We start from the raw sequence: 13930 nt of genomic DNA on the forward strand, positions 1-13930 counted from the left end.
GTACCATGGTGACCCGGCAGCCTGACCGTAGAGACCTGCATCACGCGGTCACTGCGACCCGTCGACCAACAGCCGCTCGCCGAGGGCGCTTAGAAAGGCCTCGGCCACCTCGTGCTCGTAGCGGTAATAGGTCCACTGACCCACCCGCTGGGACGACACCAGCCCCGCGCGCGACAGCGTCGACAGATACAGCGAGACGGTCGGCTGGGAGAGGCCGGTCTTCTCGCGGATATGGCTGACACAGATACCGCCGGGGGGCGCCACGTCCTTCTGAGGCTGGAAATGACGTTCCGGCTCCTTGAGCCAGCACAGAATGTCGAGGCGCACCGGGTTGGCCAGTGCACTTAAAATCGTATTGATATCCATGATCAGGGCCAGGCGATGGAGGCCCTCTCAGTATACGCGCTCACGGCCGGACTGCCGAGACAGCCCGGTCGGTGCGCTTCAGCGAACAAGGGTGTCGAGTGCACTGCGATCAAAATCGTGCAGCTCATCGAGACGCCCGTCACGCACCTTGCGCGCCCACTGCGGGTCGGAGAGTAGGGCGCGGCCGATGGCAATCAGATCGAAATCATGACGCGCTCGCCACATGGCCAGCTCCTCGACATTAACTCGACTTTTGGAGGTCGGATCTTCAGTGCGGGTAAAGTGGCCGGTGCGGAAGGTCTTGTCCAGACCCACGCTACCCACGGCCACGACCGGGCAGCCGGTCAGTTCGCGCGTCCAGCCAGCCAGCGTTTTGCTGCTCCCCTCGAAAGCAGGCTCCCAGACACGGCGGGTGCTGGCATGGAAGATATCCACGCCCTCATTGACCAGCGGATTGAGCAGTTCTCCCAGCGCTTCGGGGGTTTCAGCAATGATCGCGTCATAGTCGGAGAGCTTCCACTGAGAGAAGCGGAAGAGGATCGGGAAGTCCGGCCCCACCGCCTCGCGCACCGCTCGGACGACCATCCGCGGGAAGCGCAGGCGGTTTTCCACACTGCCGCCGTACTCATCGCTGCGCTGATTGCTGCCGGACCACAGAAACTGGTCGATCAGATAGCCATGGGCGCCGTGCAGCTCGACGCCGTCAAAGCCGATCGCCTTTGCATCGCGCGCGGCGCGGGCAAAGGAGGCCGCCACGTCCTGCATGTCCTGCTCGGTCATCGCCTTTACGACCTCTACGCCGTCCTCGATGATCGACATCGGCCCGAAACCCGGCACGCTCATGTCCGGCTCGACGCCCGGGCGGCGCTCGCGGCCGACGTGCCACAGCTGCGGCATGATCCTGCCGCCGGCGGCGTGAACGCCCTCGACGACCCGCTTCCAGCCGGCCAGTGCCGCCTCGCCATGAAAGGCCGGCACGTCCGGGTAGCCGTTGGCGCCGGGGTGATCGATATAGGTGCCTTCAGTGATGATCAGCCCCACGCCCCCTTCAGCGCGGCTTCTGTAGTAGGCCGCCACGTCCTCGCCCGGCACGCCACCCGGCGACTGGTTACGCGTCATGGGGGCCATGACAATGCGGTTGGGAATCGTGAGCGGACCCAGTGACAGGGGTTCAAACAGCGGGGCGGCCAGCGCCTGTGCAGATGTCGTCATGTCTTAAACCTATTAATATAGAAATATACCAATATATTTATCAGATAATTCCCCCTGCTGACAAGTCGAACGTCGTCGGTCATTGCGTGTCTCAACGAGCGCCGGCACCACCCGACAGACACAATTTTTGATATCAACCTGAAAGCCTTATGTTATTAAATAACACTTTTACCGCAGACAGGGCCGCCCACCGCCAGCGCATCGATGGTTCAATGTTGACTTTTCAATGTCGTGGCAGGGCGGTCTGCATTCCCGGGGAGATCATGCATGAAACGCCGTGAAGTGCTGGGGGCACTGGCCGTCCTTTCCCTCTTTCCGAGCGCTCTGGTAATGGCTGACGATGTTCGCAGCAGCCGCTATCGTCTCAAGGGCGATGATCAATCCGCGCTACTGACGCTGGAGCTGCCGCCCGGCAGCGACTACAGCTACTTCAACCTTTCCAGCCCTGCCCGACTGGTCATCGATCTGACCCGGGTGTCGCAGGTGGCTGCCAACGGTTCGATCGCCGGGGGCACGGGGCTGGTCAGAAACATCCGTCAGGGCGCGCACGGCTCGGGAAGGCGGGTGGTGGTGGATCTGGCCCACGAGGCTCAGGTGCAGGTCACGGCACAGCCGGGGGCGCGGGGCGGGCAGCAGGTCAGTATTCATCTGGGCGCCGATCCATTGATGGCGGCGGCCACTACCCGTCACAGTGAGGCTGCGTCAGGTGAGGGCGGCAGGCGACCGGCCATCATCGCGATCGATGCCGGCCACGGCGGCAAGGACCCGGGATGCATCAGCCAGAGCGATGACTACGAGAAGTACGTGGCGCTCGGCATCGCCGGCAGACTGCACAAGCGTCTGACCAGTGATCCCGATTTCACCCCGATGCTGACGCGCGATACCGATATCTTCATTCCGCTGCATCAGCGAGTACTGCTCGCCCGCGATGCGAAGGCCGACATGTTCATGTCGATCCACGCTGACGCCGCCATGACGACAAAGGCCTCGGGCGCTTCGGTCTATATACTCTCCGAGCACGGCTCGAGCTCGGCCGAATCGCGCTGGATGGCCGAGAGCGAAAACAGCGCCGACCGCTACGCCTCGACCCGCGACAGCCGCATCTACAGCGATAATCCCGACGTTCAGTCCACGCTGCTGGAACTCTCCATGCGCGGCACGATGCAGGCGAGCCGCTCGCTGGGACAGACCACGCTGAACAACCTGGGGGAGGTCACCAACCTGCATCAGCACCAGGTCAACTCGGCCGCCTTTGCGGTGCTCAAGTCCCCCGAGACCCCCTCGATGCTGGTGGAAAACGGCTTCATGTCCAACCGCCAGGACGCCAGAAGACTGCTCACCGACAGCCACCAGCAAGCGCTGGCCGAGGCGCTGCATCAAAGCGTTCGGGACTACTTCAGGGACAATCCGCTGTACGCCTGATGATTGGCACTGGTGATCACCTGCAATGACCGCCATGCTATAGGCCATCCGCCGCCGCCGACTTGATGACCATTGCCCCGGCGGCGGCATTTCACCTGCCCCGTTCACGAGGAGCCCCGTCATGACCCTGGATCAGGCCGCTGCCCAGACGCTTATCGACATCGTTCGCCACGCCGCCAGAACCGAGATTCTGCCGCGCTTTCGCAGCCTCGATCCTGACGCCATCGACACCAAGGATGGCCCGGATGACCTGGTGACCATCGCCGACAAGAGCGCCGAGAAGGTCATTACTCAGGGCGTTGCGAAGGCCTTTCCCGAAGCCACCATCGTGGGCGAAGAGGCCGTGGCCGAAGACGCCACGCTTTTGAACACCATCGCCAATGCCGAGATGGCGGTCATCATCGATCCGATCGATGGCACCTGGAACTTCGCTCGTAACCTCAACCAGTTCGGCGTGATCGTGGCCGTGGTCAGCCGCGGCGAGACCGTGTTCGGGCTTTTGTACGATCCGCTGGCCGATGACTGGGTCATGGCCCGCAAGGGGGAGGGCGCCTGGTTCGGTCGCCCCGACGGTACGCAGCGACGGCTCAGGATGTCCGATACCAAAAAGCTTTCGAACATGGTCGGCTCCACCTCGATCCGCCTGTTCCCGAAGGAGACCCAGTACGATCTGGCCGGGCTCTTCCCTGACTTTGCCCGCATGATGGCCTTTGGCTGCGCCTGCCATGAATACCGCACCATGGCGTTCGGCTTTGTGGACTTCATGCTCACCGCCAAGCTGATGCCCTGGGATCACGCCGCCGGCATCATGATCCTGCAGGAAGCCGGTGGCTACGCGGCGCTGCTCGACGGCACGCCCTATAACCCCACCATTCATCAGGGCCGCATGATTGCCGCCAGCTCGAAGGACAGCTGGGACGCCCTGCGCGAAAAATTCGACTTCCTCATCGACTGATTCCCGCCCTGCCCGGCGCGTGCCCCAACGGCGCGCCGGTGCGTCATACCTCACCCAGGCTATTGTTCAAACAGCGTTTTTGTCCTCACGATGAACGCCGTGATGACACCGCCGTGGTCATCATTGCCTTTTTGAGGCCGTCATCATGATCGTCATGAATTTAAATAGCTGGCCATTCAATAGCGCACGATATAGATTACAACCATGATCAACGACACTCCCGAAGATAACGAGACCATGATGGCGCTGGAGTCGCAGCTCTGCTTTGCGCTCTATGCCACCCAGCTCTCCATGAGCAAGCTCTACCGGCGCCTGCTCAAGCGGCTGGATCTGACCTATCCCCAGTATCTGGTCATGCAGGTGCTGTGGCAGGACGATCATCTGACCGTCTCCAGCATCGGTGAACACCTGTCGCTGGATTCGGCCACGCTGACCCCGCTGCTCAAGCGTCTGGAAGGGGCCGAGCTGGTTCGGCGGGAACGCGCCCGCGAGGACGAGCGCCAGGTTGAAGTATCGTTGACCGACAAGGGACGCGCGCTGCGCTGCCAGGCGCTGGGACTGCCCGCCCAGGTTCAGCAGGCGGCCGGTTGCTCGGCGCAGGAGATGGCCGCGCTGCGCGATCAGCTTAACGCGCTGAAAAAGCGCCTGGATAACGCCTGATTTTTTATCCGTTTATATCGCGCGCTATTTAATAGCCAAAGAATTAAAAAAGGACCCTGACCATGTCGATTGAAAAGGTACTCTACCGTGCCAGCGCGCAGGCCACCGGCGGCCGTGAAGGCCGCGCCGTCTCTTCCGACGAGAAGCTTGATGTCGTGTTGAGCACACCGAAGGAACTCGGCGGTAATGGTGGCAACGGCACCAACCCCGAGCAGCTTTTTGCCGCCGGCTATTCGGCCTGCTTTCTGGGCGCGCTCAAGCACGTGGCGGCTCAGGAGAAGGTCAGACTGCCCGACAATATCTGGGTAGGTGCCGATGTCGGCATTGGCGCCATTGCCACCGGCTTTGGCATCGAAGTGGCCCTGACGATCCGCCTCCCCGATATGGACGATGCGCAGGCCCGGGCGCTGGTGGACAAGGCGAATGTGGTATGCCCCTATTCCAACGCTACCCGCGGCAACATCGACGTGAGCCTCAACGTCGAGGTTTAAGCAAGTTTCGAAAGGGTAGAACCAGGATGCTCGCCGGCATGACCGGCGGGCATTTTCACATCGCGACACCAGATGTGATCATCGACATGTTTCACGTGAAACATTGTCGTTTCACATCTCCGAATACCTTGTATTTCAGGCCCGGTCGCCGACCAGGCCGATGCAGATTGGCGCTGTCCATGTTCAGCACCCCTTGCGGCCATGCGGCCATGCGGCCATGCGGCCATGCGGCCATTAAATAAGGCTATCACTTATACATGGCTCAAGGCTTTATTCTAGATTTTCCCGATCGAACAATTCATGGCGTTTTCCAGTGCCGAATCGCGCAACCGCTTTAGACGAGCACAGCTGGTTTCATCGGGTGAGTCACTGTTACATCCGGCGCGGATCCAGTGCACGATGGTGCGAGTGTGAATCTTTTCCTCAGCGGTGCATGCTTCGCGCTGCCCTTTACCCGCTCCTTCAGGAAACACCGTCTGCCAGCCACCCCGGCTATACCAAGGGCTGAAGCGCTCCTCTTGCTCAAGCTCTACGTGATTGACCAATTTGGGCAGGTTACCTGGCAGCGCATTCAGCAGTGCCGCACGCAACTCAGGGCTTGACCAGCGGACAAGGGCGCGACCGCAGTCAGGTGTATTCGCTGGGTCGATTTTTTCGGGAAGCAGGTATATGCGACCTGTCAGGTGGCGTCCGATACCGGAATTATTGGCTTCAATATGGCCGTCGGAAAAACCGACTACCCTTAGTGGTTGCTTGTTAAAAAAATCATTGGCATCGCTCTCAAGCACCGCACCATTCAGAACACCAGGTCTCAATGTACGCCCAAAGAGCATGTCCCAGACTGCATCCAGATCAATCTGCACCTCCATGCTGAACGAGCATTCCTGACGAAGAAATCGGTCCGAGCCAAAACCCTTTGCCGAATCCAGAGCATGGATTACGCTCGATGGCAGCAGCATTAAAGCATCGATAACCTGGTTGCGTAGTTTCAATTGTGCCTGCACCGTATCTGGCACCCGCGCTCCCAGCGCCTCCAGCGTCGCACGTGTCATGTAAAGAGATTCACCGGGCAGGACGCCGCCCATGACAATCTCCAACCGCCCTTGATGAAAACGGTAAAAACTTGGCACCTCATCGCGCTCTACGTGAGTCCCATATCGACCTTTCATCCGGTAGGTAATCTCACGGCCACACTTGCGCATTAATGGCGTTAGTGATTTGACTAATGCCTCCCGAGCTTCGGGGGTGTCTTCACGTAATGTCAGCTCAAGGCGAGTCGTGTTGTAGCCTGAAACCTTGTCCATCATATGACGAAGCTCGGCGGCATTGGGTAGCGAGTAAATTGTCCATGCAAATGAGCCGAGCGTAGCAAAAATTAACAAGTAGCCCCATCCGGGCAACGGCTTTGAGTTTTTCTCTTCTCTCAATCCGAGACGTTTAGCCACTTTATTCAAAATAAAACCCAGTAGCACCATAGCAAATAAAGATGCCAAGGGAATGACAAAGCTTGCGATGATCGCAACGAAAAGTTGAAGTAGACCCATACTTTAAAGATTAATATTCATTTGGTTTTTAAAAATGATAGAACAAAAACAGTGTAAGAAAATGAAAAGAAAATATTTTAATCTGCTCATTGACCAACATTTACTTTTGACCATCAGCGGAAGAGTAAACCGCACTTAATTCAGCCATTTACGTTAAAACTGGCACCAGCAAAATCGCTGACGCGAGCCCATTGATCAATATAACATTTTTCACTAAAATAAGATTCTATCTCTTCAAATGCAGGCTAAAAAATGGAAAGCAACAATCTTCAGGGCAAAAGGAAAAATAGAATCTTTGCGCTAATATTATCCATGTTTTTTGGTATCTTTGGCATTGACCGATTTTACCTAGGCAAATGGAAATCGGGGATATTAAAAGCACTAACTCTAGGCGGTCTATTGCTATGGTGGTTCATCGATGCAGCGATACTACTTTTCGATGCATTTTTCTGTTCTCTGGGAAGGGAAAAAGGAATGATGAAAGACGCCAAGGGCAGGGATCTGAAGTACGGCCTATCGATGTATAGACTCAAGAACGGACGCTTTGAAAAGGACTGGTTTAAATAATTAAAGCTGCGAAAACCAGCCCTGCCCATCACTAATAGGTAACGGCATTCGGAACGAATTCAAACATCCTTGCATGGTTAAGAACAAGAGCACCATTATCATCGGGTATGTGCCGTCAAGATACTCGCCCATGCATCACTTGCCGAGCATTAACAACTGCTTTCTACTCCAGCAACATGGATAGATAAGGTGTTTGATTTTAACTTTTCTTGGCCAGCAGGTTTAGAGAGCTGGTAACGCGATGCGAGCGTAGGTTCAAAATTTTCTATAACATGATTCTGCGCGTTTGTTCGCTAATCTGCCTCAAGCGATTCAAGAGCAGATTTTGAAACGGGCTCCGGACCTTATACCTATTTAAGTCCCAGCCGTCGCCCCAGGCGATGCAGATTGGCGCTATCGATTCCAAGCGCCCGGGCACTGGCGGCCCAGTTGTGATCGTGTGCGGCCAGTACCTGTTCAATGTGGTAACGCTGAAAAGTATCGGTGGCCTCGCGCAGGGAAAGCGTGTTATCCACAGCCGGTTGCGCTTGAGCAGGTGTGGATAAGCGATTTTCCGCAGGACCAGCACTGCCTGTGGCAGCCTCGATGGACAGATCCAGATGCGTACCGACAATGCGAACCACCGCCGAGCGACGCGATTCGGGGCGTGCATCGCCCATGGCCCGCAGGGCCGCCCGGCTCAGAGTGTGTTCAAGCTCGCGCACGTTGCCGGGCCAGTGCCAGGCCAGCAGGGCCTGCTCGGCGCTGATGTCCAGGCGCAGGTTGGCAAGCCCGAGCCGCACCCGGTTGTCCTCGAGAAAATGGCCGGCCAGCAGCAGAATGTCTTCACGCCGCTCGCGCAGCGGCGGAATGCGCAGCGGAAAGACGCTCAGGCGGTGATAGAGATCCTCGCGAAAGCGCCCGGCGGCCACTTCCTCGGCAAGATCGCGGTTGGTCACGGCGATCAGGCGTACATCCACCTTCACTGGCTGGTCGCTGCCCAGCGGCTGAATCTCGCCCTCCTGCAGAACGCGCAGCAGCCGCGGCTGCTGTGAGAGCGGCAGCTCGCCGATTTCATCAAGCATCAGGGTGCCACCATCGGCCATCGCAAAGTGGCCACGATGGTCGCAACTGGCGCCGGAAAAGGCGCCGCGACGGTGGCCGAACAGGGCGCTTTCGATCAGCGATTCCGGCAGCGTGGCGCAGTTGACCTTCACCAGCGGCCCGTTGCAGCGCCGCGAGCGCTCGTGCAGATAGCGCATCAGGCGCTCCTTGCCGACGCCGGTTTCTCCGTGCAGCAGCACGCTCAGATCGGTCGGCGCCACCAGCGCCATGCTTTCAAACAGTCGCGCCATGGCCGGGCTGTGCCAGCCGGGGGCGGGCAGGGGCGCGCTCTCCACGGTCGACAGCGCCTGATTGAGTCGTGACCGGGTCTCTGCCAGCTGTCCGGTCAGGCGCAGGCAGGTGGCAAGAAGCTCCGCTGTGGCCATCAGCTCATCATCGTCAATGCCTGCCATCTGATCAGGCATCAACGCATCGAGCGTCAGCATGCCCAGCAGCCGCTCACCGTCGCGCAGCGCCACGCCCATGCAGTCATGGACATGGGTCAGGTCGGCATCGAGCAGGCCGTCGAAGGGGTCCGGCAGAGGGCAGTCGCGCGGAAAACGACAGACCTGCGGATGCGCCGCGATGGCGGCCAGACGCGGATGGGCCTCGAGCTGAAAGCGGCGACCGCACACTTCACTGCCCATTCCCAGCACCGCCACCGGCTGCAGCCCGCCCTCGACGCTGACCATCAGCGTACAGGCATCGGCCGGATAGTTGCGCACCAGCGCGGCCAGCAACTGTGACCACTGCTCGTGCAGAGCCTCCATCTGCCTGCCGTCGCTCAGTGCGGCAAGCAGCTCGCGCAGCGCGCGTGAAAAGATGGTCATATCGACACTCCGCCTGCCTGATCGTCATTTTGACATGCAAAAATGAGGTCATTATGACCATTTCCGCGGCATCAATACCAACGCATTGCAATGAGCGAATACCCGCCAGAGCGCCTGCGACGGGCCCCGAGGCGGTAATGATGTGGCAGGCTGTCGCAGTGTGTCCGGCCTGGCACGGGGCTTGCGATATCAGACGTGTCTCTTGTGTTTCCCTGTCGCCAGGAGGGCGTCATGCTTAACGAAAAGCAGCTTGAAATCATCAATGCCACGGCCCCGGTGGTCGCCGAACATGCTGAAACCATCGCCAGCACCTTTTACCCGCTGATGTTCGAGCGCTATCCGCATGTGCGTTCGATGTTCAACATGCGCCATCAGCAGACCGGCGAACAGCCCCGCGCGCTGGCCCGCTCGGTCGTCGCCTACGCTCTCAACCGCCACGACCCGGAAGCGCTCGAGCGGCTCATGCGCCCGATCGTCAACAAGCACGTGGCGATCAATCTGCAGCCCGACCAGTATTCCATCGTGTCCGAATGCCTGATGGCCGCCATCGGCGAGGTGCTGGGCGATGCTGTCACCCCCGAGATTGCCGATGCCTGGAGCGGGCTCTACTGGGAGTTCGCCGAGCGGCTGATCGATGCCGAGGAGGCCACCTACCGCGCGCTTGAAGAGGCACCCGGCGGCTGGCGCGGCGAGCGCGATTTCACCCTGGTGGATCGCGTGCCGGAGAGCGAAGAGATCGTGTCGTTCTACTTCAGACCGGCCGATGACCAACCCGTTCGCACCTTCCAGCCGGGCCAGTACCTGGGCGTGGCGCTCGACATTGACGGCGAGCAGTCCCTGCGCCAGTACAGCCTGACCTCCCGCCCGAATGATGATGGCTATCGCATCTCGGTCAAACGCGAAGGCCAGGGCCGCGCCAGTCGCCACCTGCATGATCACGTCAACGTCGGCGATCACATCAGACTGCTGGCCCCGGTCGGTGAGATGGTGCTCGATGCGCGCGACGCGCCGGTCATGCTGATCAGTGCCGGTGTCGGACAGACACCGATGCTGTCGCTCATGGCGCAGGCACTCGATGCCGGTCGTCAGGTGATCTATCTGCATGGCGCCCGCAATGCCCGTGTTCATGCCTTTGGCGACCATCTCAAGGCGATGGCGGAACAGTACGGCAGCCAACTCACCTACCGCTACGTCTACAGCGAGCCCGAGAGCACCGAGGAGGCGCGACACAAGGGCATCATCGACCGGGCCCTGCTCACCGATTATCTGCCGCGCGAGGTCACACCGAGCTGCTACTTTACCGGCCCGACCGGCTTCATGCGCGACGTGGACAACGCCCTGGCGGCGCTGGGCATCGACACGCCGTATCGCCATTTCGAATACTTCGGCCCCTCCGGTGAGCTGCACTGACGGCCCGAAGGCAAGACCGACCGACGGCGGGTGTGAGATCTAGAGGTGATAGACCTGGCTGCGCCCGCCGTCGATGAGAATGTCGGTGGCATTGATAAAGCGCGCCTCGTCACCGGCCAGAAACAGCGCTGTGGCGGCCACCTCTTCGGCGTCGCCAAAGCGCTTGCAGGGCAAAAGTTCGATCTGTTGCAACCGCTCTGCCTCGCTCAATCCGTCAAGCCAGGCCTGCGCGGAGGGCGTTGCAATCAGCCCCGGCGAAATCGAATTGATCCGAATACCCCGGGCCGCGTATTCGATACCGAGTGAACGGGTCAGCCCGATCAGGCCGTGTTTGGCCACCGGATAGGGAAAGGCCCCGGGAATGATCCGATGTCCATGGACCGAGGCGATATTGACCACATGACCGCGCGACTGCGAAAGCATCGACGGCAAAAGCGCCTGAATGCAGTGCCAGGCGCCTTCCAGATTGATCGACAGGCAGCGCTGCCAGAGCTCGGCATCCACCGCCATCGGGTCGGCGAAAACGTTGACCCCGGCGGCGTTGATCAAAATATCGACACCGCCCAGGGCGCTGAGCGAGGCGGCCATGACGCCCCTGACGGCCCCATGATCGGCCACATCCACCGTCTCGACATGAACCCTGCCGGGATACACCCGCCCCAGCCGGGTGCCCTCTCGAGTCAGGGCAGGCGCGTCCTGGTCCAGCAGTGCCACGCTGGCCCCCTCAATGAGAAAACGCTCTACCGTGGCAAGCCCGATGCCGCTGGCGGCACCGGTCACCACGGCCCGCTGTCCCTGAAGTCTCATGCACTGCCCTCGTGATGATTCGAGCGATCATCATCGCAGCTTCGGGGCGCACGGCGTACACGCCCTTGTGATGAGCCACAAAAAACGGCCCGGAATCCCTGGACAGGCATTCCGGGCCGTCATGTCAGGGGCACATCAATCCAGTCGTTCGACGTCCAGAATGGTGATCGGATCACTGGGCACATCGGCGTAAGGGCCGCGACGACCGGTCGGCGCGCCGGAAATGGCATCGACCACGTCCATGCCGGAGACCACGTGGCCAAACACGGTGTAACCGGGCTCGTAGAGATTGCGATAATCGAGTGCCTGATTGTCGACCAGGTTGATGAAGAACTGGCTGGTGGCCGAGTCCGGCTGACCGGTGCGCGCCATGGCAATGGTGCCGCGGGTATTCTTGAGCTCACTCTCTTCCAGCGCGATGGGGTCGTGGGTCTTTTTGCGGGTCATGTCGGCCGTCATGCCGCCGCCCTGAATCATGAAGCCGTCGATCACACGGTGGAACACGGTGCCCTGATAGAAGTCTTCCCCGGCATAGCGCAGGAAGTTCTCCACCGTGCGTGGTGCGGCGGTGGCATCAAGTTCCAGCTCGATATTGCCCTGACTGGTCCGGATCTCGACATGCGGATGATCGGCATCGGCCAGTGCCAGGGGCGAGAGCAGCGGCAGCGCCAGCAGGCACCCGCGCAGTAACGGTTTCAGCATGAAAAGCGCTCCAGTCATACGGTGGGCCCGCCAGACTAGCCGGGCGCGGAAAGTCTGACCAGCTCTCCGGATCATTTTCATCCCTGACAGGCGGCCCGGTGGTCTCGTCCCTGCACATCACCCCCGCCGCCAGAGACTCGACAGCGACACCGCCAGAATCGACATCAGCACCAGCGCCAGCGCGGGCACCAGCACCGCCCAGGGAGCGCGCTCCAGATAGGGGATACCTTCGGCGAGCAATAGCCCCCACTCCGGCGCGGGCGGGCGCGGCCCGAGCCCCAGAAAACCGAGCGCGGCCAGCGCCAGCGCGATGCCGGGCAGGCGCAGCATGGCGTGACGAAAGACCGGACCAATGACCGACGGCAGAATATAGCGGCTCAAAAGGCGCCACCGACCTACCCCCAGCATGGGCGTGATACGCACGTGCGCCTGGCCCTGCACCTCGGTTACCAGCGCCGCAGTATGGGCCGCCAGCGGCGCCCAGCTTACCAGCGTGACGGCCAGAATGGCCCCGCTGGCGCTCGGCCCCATGAGGCCGGCCACCAACAGCCCGGCGATTACCGGGGGGGTGGCGTTGGTCACCTCGATCGGCCCGGCAGCCAGTCGCGGCATCAGCCCGATCAAAACGCCAAGAACGAAGGTGATCGACACCACCAGCAGTGCCATGCCCATGGTGGAGAGCGCCCCGTGGCTGACGCGGGCGAGAATGTCGCGCCCGGTGCCGTCGGCGCCCAGCGGCAGATCAAGACTCGGCGGCTGCAGGCGCAGATAGTTTGAGGCCAGCGGGTCACGGCCAATCCCGGCGACGATGATGATCACCAGCAGCAGCGCCACCGCGACCGGTACGACCCACTGCCACCGCCCGTGATGCGGCTCATGGCGGGTGACTGGCACGGCGCCGGCGCGCAGGGTACGCCCCAGCAGCAGGGTGCGCCCGAGCCCCGCGGCACCGCCAAGCACCACGGCAATCGCCAGCAGCAGCAGAATGCCGGTCTGAAGCGCGGGTAGATCCTGCGCCGAGGCCGCCCCCAGCGTGGCGCGGCCCAGGCCGGGAATCGAGAACACCTGCTCGACGGCAATCGCGCCGCCGGTCAGCCCGACAATCACCAGACCGACCTGGGGCAGCAGACTGGGCAGGGTGCGCTTGAGCACGGCCAGCGCAATGCGCCGCCGGCCAAAGCCCGCCACGTGCCAGGTCGCGACCCAGCGTTCGGAGAAGCTGGCCGTCAGGCCGTCACTGAACAGCCGCCCCATCAGCCCGCCGGCCGGCAGCCCAAGCGACAGCGCCGGCAGTATCATGTGGCGCGCCTCGCCCCAGCCGTAAGGCGGCAGCCAGTTGAGCCCGGCGGCAAAGATCACCAGCAGCAGAGCAGCGAGCAGAAACTCCGGCAGCGCAGTGAGTGTGGCGCCCAGCGCGCCGGAGGTTGGCGCGGGCTCGCCCATCAATCCGCGACGCACGGCCGTGACGCATAGCGCCATGGTGGTGACCAGCGCCAACAGCATGGCCGCCAGCATCAATGCCAGCGAGACACCGGTGGCCTGCAGCATGCCGGGCAGCACCGGGCCGCCCGAGATCCACGAGACCCCGGCATCGCCGTGCATCAGCCCCCAGAGCCAGTGGCCCAGCTTCTCCCACGGGCCCATGTCGAGCCCGAGCTGGGCGCGAATCGAGTCCAGCGCCTCCGCGGTGGGATTCTGATCGCCGGCGCGGGCGCGCAGAATGCTCAGCGCCGGATCGCGCCCGGAGAGCCAGGGCAAAAGCCCGACCAGCACCACCACCGCGGCCAGCGTCACCAGCCGCGAAAGGGTGGGCACCAGCGCGCGCAGCGCGGGCCTCAAGGCAGGAGAAGGCGAGACGCCGACGCTTGCAGTGCTCATGGG

13 protein-coding genes are annotated in these 13930 nt (G+C 61.2%); 6 read left to right on the forward strand and 7 right to left on the reverse strand.

Features of this window, described 5'->3' with window-relative positions; translation table 11 throughout:
- Nucleotides 1-48: 48 nt before the first annotated feature.
- Both BM079_RS08300 and BM079_RS08305 read right to left on the reverse strand, forming a co-directional pair.
- Complete coding sequence (locus BM079_RS08300; protein ID WP_245742878.1) at nt 49-366, reverse strand: ArsR/SmtB family transcription factor; 318 nt, start codon at nt 364-366, stop codon at nt 49-51.
- 78 nt (nt 367-444) lie between these two features.
- Entirely contained in the window at nt 445-1578 is a 1134-nt protein-coding gene (locus BM079_RS08305) for an NADH:flavin oxidoreductase (RefSeq protein WP_090132860.1), read from the reverse strand.
- Between the two features lie 267 nt (nt 1579-1845).
- Here BM079_RS08305 and BM079_RS08310 point away from each other — a divergent pair, with 267 nt between their 5' ends.
- The 4 genes from BM079_RS08310 to BM079_RS08325 all read left to right on the forward strand — a co-directional run bounded on the left by BM079_RS08310 (nt 1846) and on the right by BM079_RS08325 (nt 5106).
- Nucleotides 1846-3000: an N-acetylmuramoyl-L-alanine amidase gene (locus tag BM079_RS08310; protein WP_090132862.1), complete on the forward strand. Its 1155-nt coding sequence runs from the start codon at nt 1846-1848 to the stop codon at nt 2998-3000.
- A gap of 121 nt (nt 3001-3121) precedes the next feature.
- Nucleotides 3122-3955: an inositol monophosphatase family protein gene (locus BM079_RS08315; RefSeq protein ID WP_090132864.1), complete on the forward strand. Its 834-nt coding sequence runs from the start codon at nt 3122-3124 to the stop codon at nt 3953-3955.
- A 204-nt stretch (nt 3956-4159) separates the two neighbouring features.
- Nucleotides 4160-4615, forward strand: a complete 456-nt coding sequence (locus BM079_RS08320; protein ID WP_090132866.1) for a MarR family winged helix-turn-helix transcriptional regulator — start codon at nt 4160-4162, stop codon at nt 4613-4615.
- A 62-nt stretch (nt 4616-4677) separates the two neighbouring features.
- Nucleotides 4678-5106 carry an organic hydroperoxide resistance protein gene (locus tag BM079_RS08325; RefSeq protein ID WP_090132868.1) on the forward strand — a complete coding sequence of 143 codons (429 nt, stop codon included), beginning with the start codon at nt 4678-4680 and terminating at the stop codon, nt 5104-5106.
- 275 nt (nt 5107-5381) lie between these two features.
- Here BM079_RS08325 and BM079_RS08330 read toward each other — a convergent pair whose 3' ends face one another.
- Complete coding sequence (locus BM079_RS08330; RefSeq protein ID WP_090132870.1) at nt 5382-6650, reverse strand: hypothetical protein; 1269 nt, start codon at nt 6648-6650, stop codon at nt 5382-5384.
- 252 nt (nt 6651-6902) lie between these two features.
- Between BM079_RS08330 and BM079_RS08335 the strand changes: the two genes are divergently transcribed.
- Complete coding sequence (locus tag BM079_RS08335; protein ID WP_090132873.1) at nt 6903-7217, forward strand: TM2 domain-containing protein; 315 nt, start codon at nt 6903-6905, stop codon at nt 7215-7217.
- A gap of 350 nt (nt 7218-7567) precedes the next feature.
- On the opposite strand, the gene norR is transcribed toward BM079_RS08335, so the two are convergent.
- A complete protein-coding gene (gene norR, locus BM079_RS08340; RefSeq protein ID WP_090132875.1) occupies nt 7568-9130 on the reverse strand; it encodes a nitric oxide reductase transcriptional regulator NorR in 1563 nt (520 codons plus the stop codon).
- A gap of 231 nt (nt 9131-9361) precedes the next feature.
- Between norR and hmpA the strand changes: the two genes are divergently transcribed.
- Complete coding sequence (gene hmpA, locus BM079_RS08345; protein WP_090132877.1) at nt 9362-10540, forward strand: NO-inducible flavohemoprotein; 1179 nt, start codon at nt 9362-9364, stop codon at nt 10538-10540.
- A 39-nt stretch (nt 10541-10579) separates the two neighbouring features.
- Here the strand turns inward: hmpA and BM079_RS08350 are convergent, their stop codons facing one another.
- From BM079_RS08350 to BM079_RS08360, 3 genes are all read right to left on the reverse strand, one after another.
- Nucleotides 10580-11347 carry an SDR family oxidoreductase gene (locus BM079_RS08350; protein WP_090132879.1) on the reverse strand — a complete coding sequence of 256 codons (768 nt, stop codon included), beginning with the start codon at nt 11345-11347 and terminating at the stop codon, nt 10580-10582.
- Nucleotides 11348-11482: 135 nt separating this feature from the next.
- Nucleotides 11483-12049 (reverse strand): peptidylprolyl isomerase, encoded by a 567-nt coding sequence (locus BM079_RS08355; protein WP_090132882.1) that lies wholly within the window; start codon nt 12047-12049, stop codon nt 11483-11485.
- Nucleotides 12050-12166: 117 nt separating this feature from the next.
- Nucleotides 12167-13927, reverse strand: a complete 1761-nt coding sequence (locus tag BM079_RS08360) for an ABC transporter permease subunit (RefSeq protein WP_090132884.1) — start codon at nt 13925-13927, stop codon at nt 12167-12169.
- Nucleotides 13928-13930 lie beyond the last annotated feature (3 nt).

Source organism: Kushneria avicenniae, from assembly GCF_900112585.1.
Taxonomy (GTDB): Bacteria; Pseudomonadota; Gammaproteobacteria; order Pseudomonadales; family Halomonadaceae; genus Kushneria; species Kushneria avicenniae.